The sequence below is a fragment of the Geobacillus sp. CX412 genome (assembly GCF_027942335.1).
Taxonomy (GTDB): Bacteria; Bacillota; Bacilli; order Bacillales; family Anoxybacillaceae; genus Parageobacillus_B; species Parageobacillus_B toebii.
This window is the reverse complement of the sequence record NZ_CP103461.1, coordinates 1,139,040-1,161,580: the sequence shown is the minus strand read 5'-3', so window position 1 is coordinate 1,161,580 and position 22,541 is coordinate 1,139,040. Positions and strand designations below refer to the sequence as shown.

Annotated in this window: 21 protein-coding genes and 3 pseudogenes; all 24 read right to left on the bottom strand. The window is 45.0% G+C overall.

Annotation, left to right across the window (positions count from 1 at the left end; all coding sequences use genetic code 11):
• Position 1: 1 nt before the first annotated feature.
• The 24 genes and pseudogenes from NXM86_RS06065 to NXM86_RS05950 all read right to left on the bottom strand — a co-directional run bounded on the left by NXM86_RS06065 (position 2) and on the right by NXM86_RS05950 (position 22,459).
• Positions 2–508 (bottom strand): QcrA and Rieske domain-containing protein, encoded by a 507-nt coding sequence (locus NXM86_RS06065; RefSeq protein ID WP_062752708.1) that lies wholly within the window; start codon positions 506–508, stop codon positions 2–4.
• Between the two features lie 149 nt (positions 509–657).
• Positions 658–1,113, bottom strand: coding sequence for a YpiF family protein (locus NXM86_RS06060; protein WP_171698705.1), 456 nt, complete (start codon positions 1,111–1,113; stop codon positions 658–660).
• Positions 1,114–1,199: 86 nt separating this feature from the next.
• Positions 1,200–1,733, bottom strand: a complete 534-nt coding sequence (locus NXM86_RS06055; RefSeq protein ID WP_015864268.1) for a ReoY family proteolytic degradation factor — start codon at positions 1,731–1,733, stop codon at positions 1,200–1,202.
• 56 nt (positions 1,734–1,789) lie between these two features.
• Entirely contained in the window at positions 1,790–3,046 is a 1,257-nt protein-coding gene (locus NXM86_RS06050; protein WP_169712572.1) for a tetratricopeptide repeat protein, read from the bottom strand.
• Positions 3,047–3,062: 16 nt separating this feature from the next.
• Complete coding sequence (locus tag NXM86_RS06045) at positions 3,063–3,965, bottom strand: hypothetical protein (RefSeq protein WP_089097847.1); 903 nt, start codon at positions 3,963–3,965, stop codon at positions 3,063–3,065.
• Between the two features lie 88 nt (positions 3,966–4,053).
• Entirely contained in the window at positions 4,054–5,340 is a 1,287-nt protein-coding gene (aroA, locus tag NXM86_RS06040) for a 3-phosphoshikimate 1-carboxyvinyltransferase (protein ID WP_015864270.1), read from the bottom strand.
• 15 nt (positions 5,341–5,355) lie between these two features.
• Positions 5,356–6,458: pseudogene (locus NXM86_RS06035) on the bottom strand (prephenate dehydrogenase).
• 56 nt (positions 6,459–6,514) lie between these two features.
• Positions 6,515–7,612 carry a histidinol-phosphate transaminase gene (hisC, locus tag NXM86_RS06030; RefSeq protein WP_015864272.1) on the bottom strand — a complete coding sequence of 366 codons (1,098 nt, stop codon included), beginning with the start codon at positions 7,610–7,612 and terminating at the stop codon, positions 6,515–6,517.
• 38 nt (positions 7,613–7,650) lie between these two features.
• Positions 7,651–8,465: pseudogene (trpA, locus tag NXM86_RS06025) on the bottom strand (tryptophan synthase subunit alpha).
• Positions 8,419–9,633, bottom strand: a complete 1,215-nt coding sequence (gene trpB / locus NXM86_RS06020) for a tryptophan synthase subunit beta (protein WP_062677570.1) — start codon at positions 9,631–9,633, stop codon at positions 8,419–8,421. The pseudogene trpA and the gene trpB overlap by 47 nt, the downstream one beginning before the upstream one ends.
• Positions 9,626–10,264, bottom strand: a complete 639-nt coding sequence (locus tag NXM86_RS06015; RefSeq protein WP_015864275.1) for a phosphoribosylanthranilate isomerase — start codon at positions 10,262–10,264, stop codon at positions 9,626–9,628. Before NXM86_RS06015 ends, trpB begins: the two co-directional genes overlap by 8 nt.
• Positions 10,251–11,027 carry an indole-3-glycerol phosphate synthase TrpC gene (gene trpC, locus NXM86_RS06010; RefSeq protein WP_062752719.1) on the bottom strand — a complete coding sequence of 259 codons (777 nt, stop codon included), beginning with the start codon at positions 11,025–11,027 and terminating at the stop codon, positions 10,251–10,253. The genes NXM86_RS06015 and trpC overlap by 14 nt, the downstream gene beginning before the upstream one ends.
• The gene (trpD, locus tag NXM86_RS06005) at positions 11,020–12,039 is read right to left on the bottom strand and encodes an anthranilate phosphoribosyltransferase (RefSeq protein ID WP_089097848.1); all 1,020 of its coding nucleotides are present in this window, start codon (positions 12,037–12,039) and stop codon (positions 11,020–11,022) included. Before trpD ends, trpC begins: the two co-directional genes overlap by 8 nt.
• A complete protein-coding gene (gene trpE, locus NXM86_RS06000; protein ID WP_171698706.1) occupies positions 12,032–13,558 on the bottom strand; it encodes an anthranilate synthase component I in 1,527 nt (508 codons plus the stop codon). Before trpE ends, trpD begins: the two co-directional genes overlap by 8 nt.
• A gap of 194 nt (positions 13,559–13,752) precedes the next feature.
• Positions 13,753–14,133 carry a chorismate mutase gene (aroH, locus tag NXM86_RS05995; RefSeq protein WP_062752725.1) on the bottom strand — a complete coding sequence of 127 codons (381 nt, stop codon included), beginning with the start codon at positions 14,131–14,133 and terminating at the stop codon, positions 13,753–13,755.
• Positions 14,099–15,226 carry a 3-dehydroquinate synthase gene (gene aroB / locus NXM86_RS05990; protein WP_498958745.1) on the bottom strand — a complete coding sequence of 376 codons (1,128 nt, stop codon included), beginning with the start codon at positions 15,224–15,226 and terminating at the stop codon, positions 14,099–14,101. The genes aroH and aroB overlap by 35 nt, the downstream gene beginning before the upstream one ends.
• A 2-nt stretch (positions 15,227–15,228) precedes the next feature.
• Positions 15,229–16,395: a chorismate synthase gene (gene aroC / locus NXM86_RS05985; RefSeq protein WP_285756022.1), complete on the bottom strand. Its 1,167-nt coding sequence runs from the start codon at positions 16,393–16,395 to the stop codon at positions 15,229–15,231.
• Positions 16,396–16,513: 118 nt separating this feature from the next.
• Positions 16,514–17,286: pseudogene (locus tag NXM86_RS05980) on the bottom strand (CheR family methyltransferase).
• A gap of 128 nt (positions 17,287–17,414) precedes the next feature.
• Positions 17,415–17,861 carry a nucleoside-diphosphate kinase gene (gene ndk / locus NXM86_RS05975; RefSeq protein ID WP_062677611.1) on the bottom strand — a complete coding sequence of 149 codons (447 nt, stop codon included), beginning with the start codon at positions 17,859–17,861 and terminating at the stop codon, positions 17,415–17,417.
• 101 nt (positions 17,862–17,962) lie between these two features.
• Complete coding sequence (gene hepT, locus NXM86_RS05970; protein ID WP_015864284.1) at positions 17,963–18,925, bottom strand: heptaprenyl diphosphate synthase component II; 963 nt, start codon at positions 18,923–18,925, stop codon at positions 17,963–17,965.
• Positions 18,926–18,942: 17 nt separating this feature from the next.
• Positions 18,943–19,647, bottom strand: coding sequence for a demethylmenaquinone methyltransferase (gene menG / locus NXM86_RS05965; RefSeq protein WP_015864285.1), 705 nt, complete (start codon positions 19,645–19,647; stop codon positions 18,943–18,945).
• A gap of 4 nt (positions 19,648–19,651) precedes the next feature.
• On the bottom strand, positions 19,652–20,488 hold the full coding sequence (locus NXM86_RS05960) for a heptaprenyl diphosphate synthase component 1 (protein ID WP_015864286.1): 837 nt from the start codon (positions 20,486–20,488) through the stop codon (positions 19,652–19,654).
• 69 nt (positions 20,489–20,557) lie between these two features.
• Positions 20,558–20,782 carry a trp RNA-binding attenuation protein MtrB gene (gene mtrB / locus NXM86_RS05955; protein ID WP_015864287.1) on the bottom strand — a complete coding sequence of 75 codons (225 nt, stop codon included), beginning with the start codon at positions 20,780–20,782 and terminating at the stop codon, positions 20,558–20,560.
• Between the two features lie 396 nt (positions 20,783–21,178).
• Complete coding sequence (locus NXM86_RS05950) at positions 21,179–22,459, bottom strand: IS110 family RNA-guided transposase (protein ID WP_171699532.1); 1,281 nt, start codon at positions 22,457–22,459, stop codon at positions 21,179–21,181.
• Positions 22,460–22,541: the final 82 nt, after the last annotated feature.

Genomic DNA, 22,541 nt, shown 5'->3' with positions numbered 1-22,541 from the left:
ATTACGCCTCCCCTCGTGGTTTCGCTTTACCTAAGTATAATTTGCCGTCTTTCACTTTGTACTCGTAACGGTCTAGCGGAGCTATTGGCGGCGTTCCAGGAACATTTGTACCGTCTTTGGTGTAACGCCCGTAATGGCAAGGACAGAAAAATTCATTTGGATGTTCCTTGTCCGTATTCCAGTCTACCGTACAGCCAAGGTGTTTACAAATCGGAGACAGCGCTACGATTTCTCCTTTTTCGTCTTTATACACCCATGCGGATCGCGGCTCTTCCGACTCATACCAAGCGTCTTTTATTTTTACTTTGAAATCAAAACGCTTTGGTTCGGTCGTAATGTCCTTTACATCCGCTACCGCTACCATGTCCGTCCCCGCTTCATCCTTTAAAATCGGATCAACGGCAAAACGGACCATCGGCATTAGCATGCCAGCAGCCATAAAGCCGCCTACACCAGTTAACGTGTAGTTCAAAAATTGGCGTCTTGTTACGCGATTTTTTTCACTCATCGTCTTCCCCCCTCTATACAAAATGAAGTCCAACCGGACGGTATTTGTATAACACAATATAAAACTAGGACATTCTAATGATAGCTCATTCAGCGTGCAAGGTCAATATCGTCATCGCTTTAACCTTTCAACTTCTTCATCACGCTGCTTCATGCCCATTGCGAAATGAAAAAGTTCAGCAACTGAGATGTTTGTTCGCGAATGACTTCTTGCTTATATGATTCATCCATATCCTGCAGTGGAATCGCTGGCACCATCCACAGCCTGCCGGAAAGCTGATTTTCATATTCTTTCCATGTGCGGTCACATGTCACATAAAAAACATGCTTCATCCCATGTTCCATCAGCTGTCTTGTCCAATCCCCAAGCCGCCGAATGAGTTCTTCACACTGTTCGCTCATAAAATACGTAAATGGCGGAAATAAAAACAACCTCCCCTTTAGTTGACGTTCCGCCTCATGAACAATTAGCTGCACAAACTCTCCTCCGGATGCAGCCGCTTTGGCGCCATCGGCAATCGTAATCGGAATAAGCGGAATTAAAGCTGTGTCAATATAATCTTTTTCTTTCACATATATCTCCACATCTGCTGCTGCCCACTTCATGCACATTCCCCTTCTTTTCAACGTCATTTTCTTTATCACCATACCATATTTTTTGCAAAAAGAAAAACCTTGCGTTCCGCAAGGTTTCACAACTGTTTCAACTGATCAGTAAGGCGGCGAAATGCCTCTTCATCTTGACGGTCTAGCGCGTCGTCAATGAGTTTCATTAACCGTTCTCGTTGAAATTCATAAAGCGATTTTTTTAAAAATTGCTCAGCCAACCGCCGATCGTTTTCATTTACTTGCACTTGTTTTGGAGCATATGGATTTTCTTCCAATACTGCGACATATTGCGGAGAATGGAAAGAAGCACGGAAATTCAACTGGATATAAATATCTTCATCCCGATTTAAACGAATATCATGAAACGATTTTTCCGCATCTGTCGTCATGACATTGCCTTTATAAAAACGGAACGGGACATCATCGACGCAATGGGTTGACATAATGATGCCGCGCGGACAATATTGGGCATTTTCCACAAAATGAACCTTTTGCATCAGCTGATCATGGCTCATTAGATAGTTTAAAATCCAGACACATTCCCGGCGTTTTAACTGGTAATGATTTAAAAACCAACGAATAAACTCTTTTTTCTCATTCACGGATACATGCGTCATTATGCGCTTCCCCCTCAATCGTTTTCCAAGAAAGAGGTGATATTCACCGCAATCCCCTACTCCTCCAATTGAAGCAATATGTCTGCTGCCTCTATGTGCCCAGGATCGAGACGTACGATTTGTTGAAATATTTCTTTCGCTCTCTCTCTATTTCCTTCTTCGATCAGAAAATAGCCATATTCTTCAAGAAAATCAACATTATCCTTAAAGAAAGTATATGCCTCCCGGTAATGGTTTAATGCATCAGAATACATCTCAAGCTTATGTTTCGCGCGCGCTAAATCCCATTCAAACTGAGGATCATACTCCCCTTGTTTCATCGCTTCTTCCAAGCAGGAAACGACTTCTTCATATCGCTCTTGATGCAATAGCAACGCACATAACGTAGTCAGCGCCTCGATATATCCTTGGTCAATCTCGATGGCTTTGCGCAGCCACGACTCTGCTTCATCCGGTTTTTTTAGTTTTAATGCGACTTTTCCGGCATATAACAATAATTCTTTATTCCACTCATCAACGTGAATCCCTTCTTTTGCAATTTCATAGCTTTTCTCAAGCTGTCCTTCTTGCTCATATGCTTTGGCTAAATATAGATAAAGCGGCACATATTCAGGGTCAAGCTCTTTTAGCTCGCTTAACTTTTCGATTGCGGTTCGGTAATACTCCGCTTGAAACGCCGTAAATCCATAACCGAATAATGTCCGGCTGTCGATTTTTTCTTGCAGCGCTTCGTCGTAATATGGCAATGCCTGCTCAAATTCCCCGCATAAACTGAGCGCTTCGGCGAGCCGTTCTGGAATGTGAGTACCGGCAATCGTCTTTTCTTTTTTTAATACTTTTTCATAAAACGGTATGCTTTTTGGATATTGTCCCATCGAAAAATATAGCTCTGCTAACGCAAACTGAATAATCGGCTCATCCGGCATTTTTTCATATGCTTGTTGGAGCTTTCGTTCACTTACTTCCTCGAGCCCTTGCATTTGATACAAGTCAGCGGCAATCAGACACGCACGGGCAAAAAGGGGATCATCTTCATCGATTTGTTCTAAAATTTCAAGCGCTTTTTCTTCCTCTTCCAGCTCTGTGTATACTTCAGCTAAAAATAGCCGCACTTCTCCTTCATCAGGATAACGAAGCGATAGCTCCTCAAGCAATTCTTTCGCTTCTTCTAACATTCCCCATGAATATAAATAATCCGCAAGCTCGTATTTTTCTTCATCACTGCCATTTTTTTTGATGTCAGGCACAAGTCCTAATGCTTTGTCTACTTCTCCGTTTTCCACAAGACGAACGATTTCCTCGATTCGTTTCATATGCATAAACCCTTTCCTACTGAAGATGTGCAACAAACATTCCCGGTGCGCGGATCACCCGCTCCATGCCAAATCCGGGATAAAAGTATATTTGATTTCCTGCTTTAAGCAATCTTCCTTTATGAACCGTAATAACAGGAACATGATTATCATAATCGACAATAGGCGTTTCGGCAACTAAACGGCTCACAGATTCTTTTTTATATAAATTATAATCTACTTCTCCACCGATACGAAGATCTCCTTTTTGCGGATAAATCCCAATTTTCTTTAACACATCAAGCGAAAGCGGCGTTCGTTCCTGTAATGGAAATGGGATAAATGGAATATGATGAGCAGCAAGCAGTTTTCGCCACGTCGCTTCTTGTTTTTTCGTTCGGCTTCCATTTGGCCAATACGGCACAAATGGAGGCCGATATGTTTTTAACACCTCTGCGATCCAATGCCATGGGACGGAATGCAACATATCATTTTCTTGCATTTCGACAAAAATGACAGGAACTTTCCATCGTCTGCAAGCGATCATTAATGACGGAGTAAGCGTACGAAGCGGAACTTTCACACCGATGAAATAATCAATGGGGCTATTTAATAAATGCTGACGCAAGCGTTGCAACGCGGGAGCAAGCTGGCTTTCAAAAGAAACATCGCAAACAGCGAGCAGTGTAGTGCATCCTTGTGCGATTAATTGCTGTTGAACATATTGTTTAAATTGCAAAAACGTCCGCGGCTGTTGAAACGAAAAATCGAGCATGACATGACCGGGTGTTACGATCATCTCCCCTATTTCCATTCGCATCCATGTATACCGATCCGCCTGCTCGCTTATATAATCAATGCGATTACTATCAATCACGAGCGAGCAGCGTTGCAGCTGTTCTTGGCGAATGACGTACGCTCCTTCAATCACATATGGCATGTCTTCATTCCCCCTTTACGACAAGCTATGAAGGAATGAAAAGACATATGAATAAAAAAGCAAGAAACCTGTATTTGGTTTCTTGCTTCTACATTAAGGAATGAAGATGATCAAAAAACGATGGATAAGAGACTGCCACCGCTTCTGGACGTTTTAAACAGACAGTTCCTTGCGTAATGCAGGCAGCAATCGCTAGCATCATGCCAATACGGTGATCACCGTAGCTATCAACGACAACGTCCTTTGCCTTTAACGCTGATTTTCCATGAATGACCATGCCATCAGCTGTCGCTTTAATATCCGCGCCAAGTTTTCGCAGCTCTGTCACAACCGTATCAATTCGATTCGTTTCCTTCACTTTCAATTCGCTCGCATCTTTAATAACGGTCGTACCTTCCGCCTGCGTTGCAAGCAAGGCAATGATCGGGATTTCGTCGATTAATCGCGGAATAAGAGCGCCGCTGATTTCCGTCGCTGTTAAATTGGAGGTGCGAATGGTAATATCGCCAAGCGGTTCTGTTTGCTCGTTACGAATGTTTTCGATCGTCATTTCCGCACCCATTTTTTGTAGCACATCGATAATTCCCGTTCTTGTCGGATTGAGCCCGACATTTTTTAACGTAATTTCGCTGTTTGGTACAATTGCGCCAGCTACTAAGAAAAAGGCTGCCGACGAAATATCTCCCGGAACGTATATATTTGCGCCTATTAGCTGCTGCGGTCCGGTAATAGAAACTGTAAGGTCGTCCACTGTTACGCTTCCACCGAACAACCGAATCATTCGTTCGGTATGATCGCGAGAACGATGAGGTTCCGTTACTGTCGTAGTTCCATTTGTTGTCAATCCCGCCAATAAAATCGCCGACTTCACTTGTGCGCTCGCGACAGAAGACTCGTAATGAATGGGCTGAAGTTCGCCGCCGCGAATGGATAACGGGGTATAGTTCCCATGCTCGCGGCCGTCAATGTGCGCACCCATCATTTTTAGCGGCTTTGTCACTCTACCCATCGGCCGCTTGGCGATCGATTCATCGCCAATTAAGCAAGAATGGAACGGACATCCCGCTAGAATCCCGAGCAATAATCTTGCCGTTGTCCCGGAATTGCCAACATTTAAAATGTCAGATGGCTCCTTAAGACCTTTTAATCCCTTTCCTTCGACAACAACATCGCTTCCGTTTTGCTCAATCGACACTCCCAATTTTCGAAAACAATCGATCGTACTTAAACAATCTTCTCCCTGTAAAAAATTCGCGATGGTCGTTGTTCCATTAGCAATTGCTCCAAGCATCACAGCGCGATGGGAAATCGATTTATCCCCTGGAACATTGATGGTTCCTCGTAATGATGAAATATTGGTTCGCAACGGTTGCACATCTTCCCCCTCCGTTTACACTTCATATGTTTCGTAATTCGTATGTCTTTGAATACAGGCTTTCGCCTTCGCCCGATCTTCCTCGCTTTGAAAGCTAAGGCGGAGCACACCGTAAATTTCTTCCCTTGTCTCAATAATACGAATATTTGTTATGCTAATTTGTTCTTTTGCAAGATAGCCGGTAATTTCGGAAATAACCCCAGGATAATCAGGAACATCGACATATAGATCGTAAAAAGATGGAATTGCCCCTTTCGTTCGCGCTGGAAGCCCGTCGCGAAATTGTTTTGCTTGTAAAAAATACCGGTAAATCGCTTCGCTATTTTCCTCTTCCACAATGGAACGAAGCTTTTGCATCTCTGAAATCCAGCCATCAAATAGCGCCAACATTTCGTCTTTATTATGTATAAAAATATCGCGCCACATTTCCGGGTTGCTTGAAGCGATGCGCGTAATATCGCGGAACCCCCTGCGGCAAGACGGCTGACAAGCGGATTTTCTTTTTCATACTGTTGTGCTTGATGGACAAGACTTGCTGCAATAATATGCGGAAAATGGCTAATCACTCCAGTAATGCGATCATGTTCTTCTGGCGACAGCACAACAAACTGTGCTTTCGTTCCCTTTAGCCACTCTTTTAGCCGTTCCACATCCCTTGCCGCTACATCATTCGTCGGCGTCAAAACGTAAAAGGCGTTTTCAAACAAATGCGCCCTTGCTGCAGCAACGCCGCTTTTATGCGAACCTGCCATCGGATGGCCGCCGATAAACGTTATTCCTTGCTTTCCTAACTGTTTTGCATGTTTGACAATTCGTTGCTTTGTGCTTCCAACATCCGTGACAATTACATTTTCTTTTAATACACTGAAAGGCATCTCCGCCAAGATTTTTTCCGTTTGCATAACAGGAGTGGCTAAAATGATTAGATCAGCCTGTCTCAACCCTTGTTCAAGGGAAGAAGCAATTTCATCAATCACTTTTAATGAACGAGCAAGTTTCAGCTCATTCTCATTTACATCATATCCGATAATGACGGCGTTCGGATGCGCTTTTTTTATCGCTAGCGCCATCGAACCACCGATTAAACCAAGTCCAACAACAAAGACGTTTCCTTCCAACTGCTTCACCTTCTTGTGTAAAAATGCTCCCGTTGCTTAAAAGCAACGGGACGGCCTTATATAAGCTGCTTTTCTTTCAACATTTGCGTTAATGCATGAATGATTCGTTCGTTTTGCTCTTTGGAACCAACCGTAATGCGCACCGATGTCGGAAAACCGAGCGCATTGCCGGAGCGAACGATGATGCCCCGCTCAAGCAAATATTGAAACACTTCGTTTCCCTCGATACCAAAATCAATTAAAATAAAGTTCGCTTGTGACGGATAATAGCGCAGCCCATTTTCCTCACAAAAACGATAAAACGTCTCTAACCCTTGTTTATTTTTTTCGACACATTCGCGAATGAATGCTTGATCATCTAAAGCAGCAATGGCAGCTGCCTGCGCGACGCTTGATGTATTAAATGGCTCGCGCGCCGGTTCGATCTCACGAATGAGCGTTTCGCTGGCAATACCGTATCCAACCCGCAGCGCTGCTAAACCGTATGCTTTTGAAAACGTACGCAAAATCATTAAATTATCATATTGGCGGAGAAGTGGAACGGTTTGCGGATAATCATTCGCCGTTGCGTATTCATAATACGCCTCATCCAAAACGGCAAGGACATGGCTAGGAACTCGCTCAAGGAAAGAGGTTAATTCCTGCTCGTTCACATACGTCCCTGTCGGGTTGTTCGGGTTGCATATCCAAACGACGCGCGTTTGTTCATCAATTGCATTCAGCATTGCTTCTAGATCGTGTCGCCCATCCACCAGCGGAATTTCACGAATTTCCGCCCCTTCAATCACCGCGTTATGACGATATTGTGGAAACGTCGGCGCAGCCATCACCGTATTCGTATTCGGAGATAAAAACGCGCGGCAAATAATTTGCACGACTTCATCCGACCCGTTGCCGAAAATAAGCTGTGTTTCGTTGACCCCTAAATGTGTGGCAACTTTTTCGCGCAACAGACGTGCGTATCCATCGGGATAAATGGCAAGATGATCTAATTGTTTCATCACCGCCTCTTTCACAGCAGGTGAACAACCATATGGATTTTCATTGGATGCTAGTTTAATAATATCGGTAAGCCCGTACTCTCGTTTTACTTCTTCAATAGATTTTCCCGGCTGATAAGGGGGAAGCCCCCGCAACTGTGTTTTAATTTCCATGATGACACTCCCTATCCTTCAGTTATTGCATGCCGTATTTATCGCAACGGTGCTGTTAGCGAGCGAGCGTAACGGCGAAACTCGGCAAGCGCCTCCTCTTTTTTCTCTTCCGTTTGCAAAAGGTCGTTAAGCTGTTCAATTTTTTGAACAAGCGCGCTGCCAATGACGACCCCGTCACAATAGTTTTTTAGCATGCTAACTTGTTCGCTTGTCGAAATGCCAAATCCAACAACGACAGGAACGCGGCTATGCCGCTTTACTTCGGTTAAAAAGTCGTTTAATGTTTCCGGCAATGTATCACGCACGCCGGTCACACCGAGCGATGAAACGCAATATAAAAATCCTTGCGCATTGGAGGCAATCATTTCAATTCGTTTTTTCGACGTCGGTGCTACGAGAGAAATAAGCGGAATTCCCGTCGCTTCGCCGAGTTTACGAATCAGCTCACTTTCTTCAAACGGCAGATCTGGAATTAAAATGCCGTTCACTTCATTTTTTCGCGCTAAAGCAAAAAAGGATTCTTCTCCTAATTGTAACACAGGATTGTAATACGTAAAGAGAATAATCGGAATTTTTACTCCTTTTTTCGCATTTCCGGAACTAATTCAATTGCTTTTTTTAATGTCATTTGCTGGCGAAGCGCTCTTTTTGCCGCCCGTTGAATAATCGGTCCGTCCGCTAACGGATCGGAATACGGAACGCCTAGTTCAAGAATGTCAGCCCCTGCTTCCTGAAGCGCCAATGCGAGTTCGATCGTTATATCCGGCCGGGGATCTCCGGCGACAATAAACGGAATAAACATCGGTTTAGTTACGGTTAGCAACTGCAATGCCGTTTCCTCCTTTTGCAACATTCATCATTGTCTGCACATCCTTATCACCGCGGCCAGATAAACATACGAGCACCGTTTGATCGCTTCGAAGCGTTTTCGCAAGTTGAACCGCCTTCGCTAAAGCATGCGCTGACTCGATCGCCGGAATGATCCCTTCTTCCCGAGATAACAATTGAAATGCCCAAATCGCTTCCTCATCCGTAACACTTTCGTAACGAACGCGGCCGATGCTGGCTAAATAAGCGTGTTCCGGTCCAACACCTGGATAATCGAGGCCTGCGGAAATAGAATATGGCTCAATAATTTGCCCATGTTCATCTTGCAATAAATACGTCAGCGACCCATGAATGACTCCTTTTGTCCCTTTTGTGATCGTTGCAGCATGGTGCGGCGTATCGATTCCTTTTCCCGCCGCTTCTACACCAACAAGCGTCACGTTATCTTCTAAAAACGGATAAAACATGCCAATTGCGTTGCTTCCGCCGCCCACGCACGCCACAATCACATCCGGAAGTTTTCCTTCCCGTTCGAGGAATTGCTGTTTCGCCTCATCACCGATAATACGCTGAAATTCGCGCACCATTTTCGGATATGGATGCGGGCCGACAACAGAACCGATCATATAGAAATGATCGTCGCAATGTTGCACCCAATAGCGGATCGCCTCGTTTGTCGCGTCTTTTAAGGTACGATTTCCACTATATGCAGGAACGACTTTGGCACCTAATAATTTCATCCGGAATACGTTTAATTCCTGACGTTTTATATCTTCTTCCCCCATAAATACGATGCATTCCATCCCGAAATGAGCCGCTACCGTCGCCGCGGCAACACCGTGCTGACCTGCTCCCGTTTCCGCAATAATCTTTTTCTTTCCCATTCGTTTTGCAAGCAATGCTTGCCCAATCGCGTTATTGATTTTATGGGCGCCTGTATGGTTTAAATCTTCTCGTTTTAAGTAAATTTTTGCACCGTTTAGTTTTTTCGTTAAATTAGACGCAAAAGTAAGCGGTGTTGGACGTCCAGAATACTCTTGTAAAATTCGGACGTATTCTGCTTTAAACTCTTCATCGGCAAGTGCCTTGGCAAGCTCTTCTTCTATTTCCTCAAGCGGCCGCATTAATGTTTCCGGAACGAATTTTCCGCCAAAATCGCCAAATCTGCCATTCTCGTTTGGAACGTTATACATAATTCGCCACCTTCTCTTCAATTTCTTTCATTTTTTTTATGCTTTTTTCTCCGTTTTCTTCGATGCCGCTGCTGATGTCGATGCCGTAAGGACGGTACGAAAGCAGCTTTTCAATATTTTCCGGGGTGATTCCCCCGGCAATGAAACAAGGAACTGCTTGCCGCGCAGCTTCCTCTAAATAAAACGGAACATTTTCCCAATCGAATGTCATTCCTGTTCCGCCCCACGCCCCGTTTACACGACTATCTACTACATATCCGTCCGCAACACCGGCATATTGCTTCATCTTCGCGAGCGCCTTTTCATCGTGATGAATCGCCTTCCAAACGGAAAGATCTGTCATTTCTTTTATTTTTGCAATGTGTTCGACTGTTTCATGGCCGTGGCATTGGATCACCGCAAGCGGAAGTTGTGACGCCGCGTGGATGATTTGATCGATTGGCGCGTTGACAAACACGCCGACAAGCTGTTTGCCGCCAAGCGATATATATTGGAGCCATTGTTTTACCATTTCCACTTCCACTTTTCGTTTGCTTTCCGCAAAAATCAGCCCAACATAATTTGCTCTGCTTCGAACGCTTTTTTGTAAATCAGACGCGGTGCGGTTGCCGCAATATTTAAGGACCGGCAATGGATTCAACCTCCCGAAATAATTCGTAAATCGCTGCTTCCACGTCGTCTTTTCTCATCAGCGATTCTCCGACGAGCACGGCGTCTGCACCGTATGTTTGCACCGTTTTTAAATCAAGAGAAGTGCCAATGCCGCTCTCGCTGACAATGATGCTTGCGGTTGGTACAAACGGAATGACCTTGCTTGTCGTTTCCAAAGAGGTGACAAACGTATGCAAATCGCGGTTGTTAATCCCAATGATTTCTGGAATAAAAATATCTAAAATATTTTCCAGCGTTTTACGCTCATGCACTTCGACCAAACATTCCAATCCTTTGTCGTATGCTTCCTGATATAGCTCATACAACGTTTTTGCCGGCAGCGCTTCGCCGATTAATAAAATCGCGTCAGCTCCAATTCGTACGCTCTCTTCGATTTGAATGCGATCAATAATAAAATCTTTGCGCAAAATCGGAAGCTGTACCGCTTGTTTTATATCGCTTAAATAGCCGCGGTGTCCTTGGAAATATCGTTCATCCGTCAATACGCTGATCGCATCCGCCCCCGCTTTTTCATACGCTTTTGCGATCGCCACAGGATGAAAATCCGGTCGAATTAACCCTTTTGACGGGGAAGCCTTTTTCACTTCCGCAATAAGACCGATAGAACGGTTTGGTTTTTTCAGCGCCGCCGATAATGAACGACGCTGTACGTTTTGCAAAGGCTTTGGCAATGTGAGTGTTTCTATTTCTTTCTTTTTTGTTGCAATAATTTGTTCAAGCATACTTTTCTACCTCTTTCATGCGCAGTCGCTCAAATTGTTCATAGGCTTTCTTTGTCATCATCGCTTCTTTTGCCATTTCGACCCCTTCGCGAATCGTCGCTGCTTTCCCCGCCGCATATAACGCGACGCCAGCATTAAGAATGACGATATTGATCGCGCTTTCGTTTGCTCTTCCTTCCACTACTGCCTTTAATAGTTCAGCACTTTGTTGAACCGTACGAACTTGAACGTGTTCTAACTTTCCACGCGCGAGCCCATATTGTTCCGGCGCGATCGTGAAACGGCGAATTTCACCATGTTTCAGTTCGACTACATCTGTTTCCGCCGAAATGCTGCATTCATCAAGTCCGTCTTTTCCAGTTACCAATAAAACGTGTTCCGAGCCAAGTCGGTGAAGAGTTTCCGCAAGTTTTTCCGCGTATTGTGTCGAATAAACACCGATTACTTGCCGCTTGCACCGTGCTGGATTCGAAAGTGGTCCAATTAAATTGAATACAGTGCGAAACCCGATTTCTTTACGCGGCAATGCAGCATATTTCATGGCGGAATGATATAGCGGCGCGAACAAAAAAGCCAATCCTTTCGTTTTTAGCGCTCGTTTCGCTTCCTCCGGGGTTGCTTGAATATCAATATGAAGCGCTTCTAATACGTCCGCGCTTCCGCTTTTTGAGGAAACCGCTCGGTTGCCATGTTTGGCCACTTTGACACCAAGTGATGATACGACGATCGCCGCCGCAGTGGAAATGTTGAATGTCGATGCCCCGTCTCCCCCTGTTCCGCACGTATCAATGGCTTCTTCTTCATAATCGAGCGTCATCATTCGGCTGCGCATCGCTTTCACCAATCCTGTCAATTCGTCGACCGTTTCCCCGCGCAACCGCAAAATGGATAAGAAACTGGCAATCTGGCTGGCAGAGGCTTCTCCAGACATTATCATCATCATCGCCTCATACGCTTCTTCTTCTGTCAACGTATACCCGTCAATACATTTGGCAAGAAGTTGCTTAAACATATATATTCTCTCCTTTCGCAAACAATCGTTCGGCACGTTCCATCGCTTTGATTAAGGCGCTCGCTTTATTGCGCGTTTCTTTCCACTCCAATTCTGGAACGGAATCCGCGACAATTCCCGCGCCTGCTTGCACGTAAGCATAACCGTCTTTTACAATCGCGGTGCGAATCGCGATACATGAATCAATATTGCCGTCAAAACCGATGTAGGCAATCGTTCCAGCATATAAATTTCTTGCCGTCGGTTCTAGCTCCTGTAAAATTTGCATCGCCCTTACTTTCGGCGCACCGCTTACCGTTCCGGCTGGAAAGGCCGCTAACAGCGCGTCAATCGGGTGAATTCCTTCCTTTAACACACCCGTTACTTTCGAAATCAGATGCATGACATGGGAGAACTTTCCAATTTCCATTAACACTGGCGTCTCGACTGTACCATATTTCGCTACTTTTCCGATATCGTTGCGGGCTAAATCTACTAACATATAATGTTCGGCTCTCTCTTTCGGGTCATTGTAAAGCTCCCTTTGAAGATGCTCATCTTCTTCTGCCGACCGTCCTCTTCTTCTAGTCCCGGCGATCGGGTGGATTTCCATATGACGGTTATGCACTTGAATTAACTTTTCCGGAGAGCTTCCGACAATTTCGATACCGTCTAGCTGAAAATAAAACATATATGGCGACGGATTAATATGACGCAGCATTCGATAAATGTGAAACCCGCTCACTTGAATCGGAACGGTAAATCTCTGGGACAATACCGCCTGAAAAACATCTCCGCTGGCGATATAGCTTTTAATGGTTTCTACATCCCTCATAAATGATGCTTTGTCATAATTGGATATGACACCTTGAAAGGAAACACGCGTTTCTTCGTCATCGTGATGAAGCAATAACAATGGCTCTTCCCTTCCGCTTGCTGCTTTTTTCATCAATGTTTCGATTCGCTTTAACCCTTCCCCGTACTTTCTCTTCTTCGCTTCTTCTGTGTCCTTGTCGGATATGCGGACATAATGAATAAACACAATCTCACGCTTATGATGGTCAAACACGATCAACGATTCACAAAACGTAAAATAACCCGTCTTCAAGGAAATATCGCGATTGGAATGAATTGGGACTTTTTCGATTGCGGAAATGAAATCATATCCTAAAAAACCGACCGCGCCGCCGGTAAATGGTATCTCGCTTGCAAGCTGCTTGACGCGCAGCTTCTGCTCAATGAACAGAAATGCTTCTTTTAACGAAGAAGCTTTCATCATTTCTTCGCCGCGCTCATCCATCACAGAAAACGTATGGCCGGTTTCACTCTCAATCGTTAAAAACGGCGATAAACCGATAAAGGAATAGCGGGCCCATGGCGATTGATCATCTTTGCTTTCTAGCAAAAACACCGCTTCACTTTTTAAATTTTCAAATATTTTCACCGGTTCAAACACATCTGCAAAAAAGCGGCGTACAATCGGAATGGTCTGGAAATGAACCGCATCTTCCAAAAAAGTGGTGATTGTGCAGTTTTTCATTATCTCTCCTCCGTTCATTCGGATGGAGAATGAGGGTTTATGAGGCGAAAAAGGGGAATAAAAAACCCAAAGACAGATGTCTTTGGGTAGATTTCTCATCACACGTACAAAAACTCACCTCAACTAAACTCACTCATTCTCATCTACCCTAAGCTCTGCTCTTACTCTGCTTATTACTTTTGTTTCCTATGATATTACATTTCTGGTTTTTTTGTCAATGACAAATCTGGGCGCAATGTGACGGCATCTCGTAAATAAATGTGGGAAATTTCCTCTTGTTTCTTCGTTGTCTCAACAGTCATCATCACACGTATGCAACGCGGCAATGAGTTGGGAACCGGAATTTCTCTCATACACATAACCGGAACGTACGTCCATCCTTCTATGCGGCGCAGCGCTTGTGCTGGAAACGCCGCGGTAATATCTTCGGTAACAGATATAAGAACGAACGATACGTCGCTTGCGGTTACGTCATTGGCGCGAATCATTTCTTTCAGCAATGTTTCTGTGGCATCGACAATTTCCTCCGCTTCATTACGTTCAACAGTAATGGCACCTCGAATTCCGCGGATCATTCTCTCCCTCCTCCCGCTGAAATTTGCGAAGCAATGCCAGCAGCGTTTCATCGTCGAGCGGTTTTATTTCTGCCATGCCAATGTCTTTCAAAAGCACCATGCGGACCGTTCCTGCTCTTGCTTTTTTATCCCCTTTCATTTTTTCAAGGAGACGGTTTATATTTAGTTGTTTCGGAATGGAAACAGGGAATCCATATGTACGAAACCAAGAAGAAAAACGATCGTAATCCAGCGATATGTTATACACCCGCTCGCTTACAAAAATCGCAAAGAGCATCCCAAGCGCCACCGCATCGCCATGCGTCATCGCTCCATAGCCAAGTTCATTCTCAAGCGCATGCCCAAGCGTATGCCCAAAATTTAAATGCGCGCGAACGCCAGTTTCTTTTTCATCTTCCCGCACGACGCTTGCCTTTACTTCAATTCCTTTTTTAATGCAATATTGCAATCGCTCCCCTTTTAAGTCCGCAAGCTCGCGGATTTCTTGCCGCAGCCATTGATAAAAATCGCGGTCGCGAATAAGCGCGTGCTTAATTACTTCGGCAAAACCGGAGCGCAATTCTTTTTCCGGCAAGGAACGCAAAAAAGCAATATCATAAACGACCGCTTCCGGCTGGTAAAACGCTCCGATCATGTTTTTTCCAAGCGGATGATTGATCGCCACCTTTCCGCCAACGGCGCTGTCATGAGCAAGAAGCGTCGTCGGGATTTGAATGTATGGGATGCCGCGCATATAAGTGGCAGCGACAAATCCAGCTAAATCGCCGACAACTCCGCCGCCAAAGGCAAGAATAAGCGATTTGCGGTCAAGCCCGTATTGAAGCGCAGCGGTTTGACATGCATAGTATTGCTCAAATGATTTCGCCTCTTCCCCGCTCGGTATGACATATGTGTACACATCATAATCATTGGCAAGCAATGCGCAAAGTTTCGATAAATACAATTGTTCCAACGTTTTATCGGTGATAATAAGCAATTTCGTCCCTTTGGAAAAAGACAATTGCCGGAGAATGCCCGGAAGAGACTCAATGATTCCTTCACCGAGAAATAACGGGTACTGTTTTGTTTTCGTTTCAATAACGATTTGTTCCATCGTTAAAACTCCCTTGCATAACGGCGCATTTTTTCTACGTTTTCTTTAATGAGATCCATTCGGTCTTGACCGAACTGATCAACGATTGCCGAAGCAACTTCCCAAGCGACTACTGCTTCGGCGACAACGCTTGCCGCTGGTACCGCACAGCTGTCCGAACGCTCGATGCTTGCTGTAAACGGCTCTTTCGTTTCAATATCCACGCTTTGCAATGGCTTGTAAAGCGTTGGAATCGGCTTCATTACCCCGCGTACGACAATTGGCATCCCGGTTGTCATCCCGCCTTCAAATCCACCGGCGCGGTTTGTCCGGCGCGTAAATCCTTTTTCTTTGCTCCAAATAATTTCATCATGTACTTCGCTTCCCGGGCGTCGCGCCGCTTCAAAGCCGATGCCAAATTCAACGCCTTTAAATGCGTTAATGCTCACAATCGCCGCGGCAATTTTCGCATCAAGCTTCCGGTCGTAATGAACGTGGCTGCCGACCCCTGCAGGGACGCCTTCGACAATGACCTCCACAATGCCGCCGATCGAGTCGCCGTTTTTCTTCGCTTCATCGATCGCTTCCATCATTTTGACTGCCGCTTTTTCATCAAAACAGCGCACCGGCGACTCTTCTGTCACTTGCTGCAATTCCTCAAGCGAACGATAATCCATTCGCTCCGCACGAACTCCGCCAATTTCTATCACATGTCCGGCGACGCGAATGCCAAGCTCTTCTAAAATCCGCTTTGCCACCGCTCCCGCCGCAACTCGCACCGTCGTTTCCCGGGCTGACGATCGTTCTAATACATTGCGCATATCACGATGCCCGTATTTTAATGCACCATTTAAATCGGCATGCCCAGGACGCGGACGCGTCACCTTCCGTTTTACTTCTTCTGCTGGATCGATCGGCTCAATTGACATAATGTTTTGCCAATGTTTCCAATCACGGTTTTCTACGACAAGCGTGATTGGCGAGCCTAACGTTTTCCCGTGGCGCACACCGCTGAAAATTTTCACTTCATCTTTTTCAATTTGCATCCGCCGACCACGGCCGTACCCTTTTTGTCTTCTTGCCAGCTCTTTATTAATATGTTCAGCAAGCAACGTCAGCCCAGCCGGCACTCCTTCTAAAATGGTCGTTAACTGTGGTCCGTGTGATTCTCCCGCTGTTAAATATCTCATCCTGTTCTCTCCCTTCAACTCTTTAACGCGGTTAAGTAACAATATATCATAAATTAAAAAAATGAAAATAGTTTTTGATAAAAAAAGAATTCATCTTGCCGATGAACTCTTTCATAAACTATTTTATTTTGCGATAAAAAAATGTGTCTTCTATTTCAAAACCGTATAAGGCTGGGTTAAAAATTTGTTCCGTGCTGCCGACAAACAGTATTCCGCCTGGCCGCAACGCTTGATTAAATTTATAGTAGAGTTGTTGTTTTGCCTCCTCAGTAAAATAAATAAGCACATTGCGGCATACAATTAAATCAAATTGACGGCCGAATGGATCGGCAAGCAAGTTATGCTTTTTAAACGTCACCGCTCTTTTTATCTTTTCGTCGATTTGATAATACATTCCTTCTTTCTTAAAAAACTTTTTTTTCATTTCTTCCGGAATTTCTTGCAATGACCGTTCCGTATACAGCCCTATTTTCGCACGGGCAATCGCGTTTTCATCGATATCTGTTGCTAAAATGGAGACATGGGCTAGCGGTATGTATTTCGATAAAATCATCGCTACCGTATAAGGTTCTTCTCCGGTAGAACAGGCAGCGCTCCATATTTTTAAGCGGCGGTTTTGTTCGAAGAGTTTCGGCAAATCTTTTTTTCAAGCACTTCCCACCGTTTCGCATTTCGATAAAATTCCGACACGTTAATCGTCATTCGGTCAAGAAATTCATGAAACAATGCCTCGTCTTTTTCCATTGCTTGAAAAAATTCTTGAAAATTTTTTAATCCTCTTTTTTCATAGAGCGACGTTAAGCGTCTTTTCATTTGCGCTTCTTTATACTGAGCAAGGTCAATGCCTGTTTTTCGCTTGATGTTCTCAATAAACCACTGGTAGTCGTTCATTCTCGTTTTTCTCTCTTTTCTCATTTCCAAACGAGTGCGCCTATGCCCTAGTATATCGTAAAACCAGCTAAAAAGAGAACAGAAAATTAGAAATAAAAAACCGGCCATGTCACTGACCGGTCTTCTTTCTAATATACCCATTCGTTCATTAATTTTGAATAATTGACAAGCTCTTCTTCTTTGAAAAATAAGCGAATTTCCCGTTCAGCGCTTTCCGGGGAATCGGAACCGTGAATGACGTTTTTCCCGACAGTCAGACCATAATCACCGCGAATCGTGCCAGGCGCTGCTTCCTGCGGGTTTGTTTTTCCCATCATTTGTCTAGCCGCCGCAATAACGTTTTCGCCTTCCCATACCATTGCAAATACAGGGCCTGATGTAATAAAGTCTACTAGCTCTCCGAAAAACGGACGTTCTTTATGTTCCGCATAATGCTGTTCTGCTAACTCTCGGGATACTTGCATTAACTTTGCACCGACAAGCTGGAAGCCCTTTTTCTCAAAGCGAGCAACAATCTCGCCGATTAAGTTGCGCTGAACCCCGTCAGGTTTGACCATGATAAACGTTCTTTGCATCATCAATTCTCCACCCCTACTGTGATATGTACTAGGAAATCGGATCCCCAACAAAATAGTACCATTGTTTTCGCGCATTAGCAATAATGTCCTTGAAAGCGCTAGAAATCCCTTTTTCCGATATATTTTGCTATGTCATATAATGTGGAACGCGCCTTATTGTTTGGCAGCGTTTCTAATACACGAAACGCTTTTTGCAGATAGCGGTCGCTAAGCGCATACGATTTTTCGATCGCACCAGTTTGTTTAATCAACGTAATAATTTCTTTCATTTCGTTTGGCGTTGTTTTCGGATGAACAGCTGTAATTCTCTCTCTTGCATGTTTATCCTCCATCGCGAATAACGCAGGAAGCGTTACATTTCCTTGCAATAGATCGCTTCCCGCCGGCTTGCCGAGCTTTGCTTCCGTGCCGGTAAAATCAAGAATGTCATCCGTAATTTGAAATGACATGCCAACATAATAGCCAAATAAGTAAAGACGCTCTGCCACATCTTTTGCAGCGTTTGCGGCAATCGCTCCGAGCTGGCAGCTTGCCGCAATCAATAGCGCTGTTTTTCGTTTGATGCGCCGCAAGTAACAACGAAGGTTTTGATCGAAACGATATTTATCTTTAATTTGTTCAATTTCACCACGGCATACTTCGACAATCGTATTCGCTAAAATGCGATGAGCAAGCGGATTCTCAAGGCGTGCCATCTGTTCAAGAGAACGGGCAAACATATAGTCGCCGGTATACATGGCAAAACGATTGTTCCATTTTGCCTTAATCGTTTTTCTTCCTCTCCTTAGCTCCGCATCATCAATCACATCATCATGAACGAGTGAAGCCATGTGGATTAACTCCAACGCCACTGCCACATGTTTAATTCGTTCAATATCATATGTACCGAATTTTGCGGCAAGCAATACAAAAACGGGACGGATCCGTTTTCCGCCCGCTTGCAACAAGTGTAGCGCAGCCTCGCTCAATTGCGAGTAATCGGACTGGACCGTTTTTTCTAATTCTTTTTCAACTGCACGTAAATCCGTATTCAAAAACGAATACATTGCTTTTAACTTCATCCTGTTCACCTTAACTATTATCGTTTATGACCTAAATGCATTGCAGCAACTCCAAATGTGTACGATTTGACTTCAATATCAACGAAGCCGGCGTCGCGGAACATCTGTGCAAGCTCATCCCTTCCAGGAAAATCGCGCGCCGATTCCTGAAGCCACGAATATTCCTCATAACTCTTTGCAAATAACTTTCCAAATAGAGGCATAATAAAGCGAAAGTAAAAATAGTATAACTGACGAAAACCAATTAACGTCGGCTGCGATGTTTCAAGGCAAACGACTTTGCCGCCTGGCTTTACAACGCGATACATTTCTTTCAGCACCGTCATATAGTCAGGTACATTGCGCAAACCAAAGCCAATCGTTACATAATCAAACGTATTATCAGGAAATGGTATGTTCATCGCATTGCCGTGAATCAGTTTTACGTTTGCCAACTGGCGTTCTTTTACTTTTTGTTCGCCAACTTGCAACATATTTTTGCTGAAATCAAGCCCGTATACTTCACCGCTTGGTCCGACCGCTTCAGCAAGCGCAATCGTCCAATCGGCAGTACCGCAGCAAACGTCGAGCGCCTTTTTCCCCTTTTGTACATTCATTCGCTTCATCGTATCCTCACGCCATTTGAGATGACGCCGGAAACTAATGACCGAATTCATTCGATCGTAATGTTTATAAATTTTTTCAAATACATGATGAACCCGTTCTTCTTTTGATTGATACATACTTCTACCCTTCTTCCACCGTCTTTTTCGCGATGGCTGAAAAACCGCCAGTTAACTCGGAAATGCGGATTTGCAACGCCTCATTGACTTCTAATTTTATTTTTAGCAATTTCTCTTTGCAATGGTCAATATAGCGATTACAAATATGGAGCAAATAATGTTTTTGCTCTTTTGTCACCGTTTTTGTTTTTGGAAATACGATATTTGCCATTTGCTCAAACAAAACGGAAGAACCAGAATGGATAAACGTCTCTCTTTCCTTGTTTAACCGTTTTAACAGCAAGTAATCATACGAAAAATTTACCCATAACGGCGCAGAAAAATGCTCTGCCATTTTGCAAATTAATGCTGACTCAATCGTTCCAACACTGTCGAATAATGTTTCAATTCGTTCAATATCTTTTTGATATAATCGAATTTTATGCTCATTAATCTCTTTAATGGCCTCTGCAAACAGACGAATCATCGAAATTTCATTCAACTTTGCTAAATAATCGTAATATAAACCGCTATATAAATCCCCTGCAAGGACCACCAGTTGTCTTGTTTTCAAATCATCGTCTTCATGGTTGGAAACAGAATTTGTTACTTCGTCATGGGTATCAAGGGCGATTTGGACAAGCATCATTGGAATAATATAATGGTCAGCTTTCTCTGGGGAAATTTGCGCATCTTCTAACATGGATAATGATAGCAAAATGCGATCTTCGTCGATTGGTCTTGACGGTATATGCTGAAGCAAATAAGAATGGTGAAGAAATCGTTCAATTTGCTCTTTTAACAATGCGATTTTTATCATGATGTTTTTCAATATAATCACCCTTGCCCCAAAAATTTGCATACAATATAACGGAGTAATTATAACATAATTTTTCTGTAAACGCTCTAGTTTCAATAGAAAATCGTTAAATTACTTTTTTCCTTCTGACTCAATTTCTCCATGTCTCGTTTGAATATACGCTTTTCCTCTTACTTTAATGGCTGATGTATGTTCAGTGAATTGAGCGATCAACACTTCGCCTTTATCGAGCTTTTCCGAATGGTGAAAACGTGTATCCGCTCCTCTTGTTAGCCCGATGACGTTCACACCATCCTCGAGTGCTTTAATAACGATATAGTCGCTGTTTATATTCATAACTCTCTCCTCCCTCTAGAAATGTTGATCTATCAAGGCTTTTCGGCCTCTCAGGGGTGTCCAAAAAATATTTTTCGACAAAATCCCTTACATCCTTTTTCAGTTTTGTGGATATCTTACAGACCTAGGGTGCGCTTCGCGGCCACGGCTGGGGATATTTTCCTTCCGTGGGGAGAAGCGTATTCGATGCACCCTTTGGATCTCCGCGTCGCTGATGAGGACGAACCCTCCCATGTCTCCGGGCGTCTTCGCGCCAACATTCCCTCGTTCGGTCTCGTCATCAGGCGGAGGCCGGCCAAGCTCCTTTGGGGACTCAAGGTCGAATGGATAAAATCACGCCAGCTTCTCCGGTGTCATCTGGTTGTCCAACGATTCTTCCGTTCGCAGGGGGAGGCCTTAGGCCGCCCGTTGCACTTGGGACAAGACGTCCTGCTTCATTCGCTCCGCGTCAAACGCTTGTTTCTTCGTACAAATCGCAAACAGCACATTCAACAGCTTCCGGCACAAGGCGACGATGGATTGCTTTCCGGTCAGCGGGTTGACGGATCGGGTCGTGTAATATTCATGCAGCTCGCGAAACGCCTCGTTGTGCCGGATCAGCGGAATCATCGCCCGAAACAGCACCGAGCGCAGCCGTTTCCGTCCCCGTTTGGAGATGTGCTTTTGCCCTTTGCGCTGGCCGGAGGAGTTCTCCTTGAGCGTCAGGCCCGCCAACTTCACCAATTGGCGCGGGTCCCGATAATGGGCGAAGCTGCCGATCTCCGCCAACAGATCGATGATCGTGGCGTCTCCCAACCCGTCGACCGTTTTCAACCATTGATACTCCATCGTCGTTTGAACCAATGCCTTCAACTCGGCGTCCAGTGCGGCGATCTCCGCCTCCAATTGGCAGTATCGGCGGACGAGCGCGGCGATCTCAAACCGGGCCATCGTCGTCCCTTCCGTCACCCCAATGGAGTCCTTCGCGGCGTTGATCAACGCCTGAATTTTGGCCTTCTGCGGGCATTTCAGCCCTTCGCTTTGCCGGTACACCTCGATGAGCTCCTCGGCGGTCCGACCCGCCATATCGGCCGGAAACGGCGTCCACTCCAACACCGAAAGCGCCGTTTTTCCCAGATCGCGAAACACCGTCCAAAACTCCGGAAAATACCGGTCGGTCCAGCGGATGATCGCATTTTTCACCGCCGTCTGTTCCTTGCGGAGCTTCTCTTTGAGCGTGCTTCCCACGCGCAAATCGGCTTCGATCTCGTGCAGCAGCCGGGGAACGAGGAATCGTCCGTCTTTTGCCAGTCTGGCAATGACCAGGGCGTCTTTGGCGTCGTGTTTCGTCGGCAGGTTGTCATCGAGTTCTTTCGACCGGCACACATGCGCCGGGTTGACCATGACCAACGGGATCCCGTGCTCCTCGAGGAAGTAGGCCAGGTTCAACCAGTAGTGCCCGGTCGGCTCCACCGCGACGATCACCTCTGACTTCCCAAACGCTTGCATCGCCTCCTGAATCGCTTTATACAGCTGCTGAAACCCCTCTTTCGACTGGAAGATCGGGAACGATTTGCGAAGCACGCGCCCCCGGTCATCCACGAAGCAGGCGTAGTGGGTTCGTTTCGCGATATCGATGCCCACGACAAGCGTTTGTTCCGTAACTTGATCAATTTTATAGTTTTGTGTACAATTCATCTGAAGTCCTCCTTGGTATGGTGAGTGATGTGGTTGACACCCCTGCATCATACCAAGAGGGCTTTTTTTGATCAAGTCCCCG

Excerpts from the sequence above, each read along its gene's own strand:
- NXM86_RS06065 (WP_062752708.1), bottom strand. The coding sequence starts at position 508 with ATGAGTGAAAAAAATCGCGTAACAAGACGCCAATTTTTGAACTACACG.
- NXM86_RS06060 (WP_171698705.1), bottom strand. The coding sequence starts at position 1,113 with ATGAAGTGGGCAGCAGCAGATGTGGAGATATATGTGAAAGAAAAAGAT.
- NXM86_RS06055 (WP_015864268.1), bottom strand. The coding sequence starts at position 1,733 with ATGACGCATGTATCCGTGAATGAGAAAAAAGAGTTTATTCGTTGGTTT.
- NXM86_RS06050 (WP_169712572.1), bottom strand. The coding sequence starts at position 3,046 with ATGAAACGAATCGAGGAAATCGTTCGTCTTGTGGAAAACGGAGAAGTA.
- NXM86_RS06045 (WP_089097847.1), bottom strand. The coding sequence starts at position 3,965 with ATGCCATATGTGATTGAAGGAGCGTACGTCATTCGCCAAGAACAGCTG.
- hisC (WP_015864272.1), bottom strand. The coding sequence starts at position 7,612 with ATGGAAATTAAAACACAGTTGCGGGGGCTTCCCCCTTATCAGCCGGGA.
- trpB (WP_062677570.1), bottom strand. The coding sequence starts at position 9,633 with ATGTATAACGTTCCAAACGAGAATGGCAGATTTGGCGATTTTGGCGGA.
- trpC (WP_062752719.1), bottom strand. The coding sequence starts at position 11,027 with ATGCTTGAACAAATTATTGCAACAAAAAAGAAAGAAATAGAAACACTC.
- trpD (WP_089097848.1), bottom strand. The coding sequence starts at position 12,039 with ATGTTTAAGCAACTTCTTGCCAAATGTATTGACGGGTATACGTTGACA.
- trpE (WP_171698706.1), bottom strand. The coding sequence starts at position 13,558 with ATGAAAAACTGCACAATCACCACTTTTTTGGAAGATGCGGTTCATTTC.
- aroH (WP_062752725.1), bottom strand. The coding sequence starts at position 14,133 with ATGATCCGCGGAATTCGAGGTGCCATTACTGTTGAACGTAATGAAGCG.
- aroB (WP_498958745.1), bottom strand. The coding sequence starts at position 15,226 with ATGGAACAAATCGTTATTGAAACGAAAACAAAACAGTACCCGTTATTT.
- aroC (WP_285756022.1), bottom strand. The coding sequence starts at position 16,395 with ATGAGATATTTAACAGCGGGAGAATCACACGGACCACAGTTAACGACC.
- ndk (WP_062677611.1), bottom strand. The coding sequence starts at position 17,861 with ATGCAAAGAACGTTTATCATGGTCAAACCTGACGGGGTTCAGCGCAAC.
- hepT (WP_015864284.1), bottom strand. The coding sequence starts at position 18,925 with ATGAAGTTAAAAGCAATGTATTCGTTTTTGAATACGGATTTACGTGCA.
- menG (WP_015864285.1), bottom strand. The coding sequence starts at position 19,647 with ATGTATCAATCAAAAGAAGAACGGGTTCATCATGTATTTGAAAAAATT.
- NXM86_RS05960 (WP_015864286.1), bottom strand. The coding sequence starts at position 20,488 with ATGCAAATTTTTGGGGCAAGGGTGATTATATTGAAAAACATCATGATA.
- mtrB (WP_015864287.1), bottom strand. The coding sequence starts at position 20,782 with ATGAATATAAACAGCGACTATATCGTTATTAAAGCACTCGAGGATGGT.
- NXM86_RS05950 (WP_171699532.1), bottom strand. The coding sequence starts at position 22,459 with ATGAATTGTACACAAAACTATAAAATTGATCAAGTTACGGAACAAACG.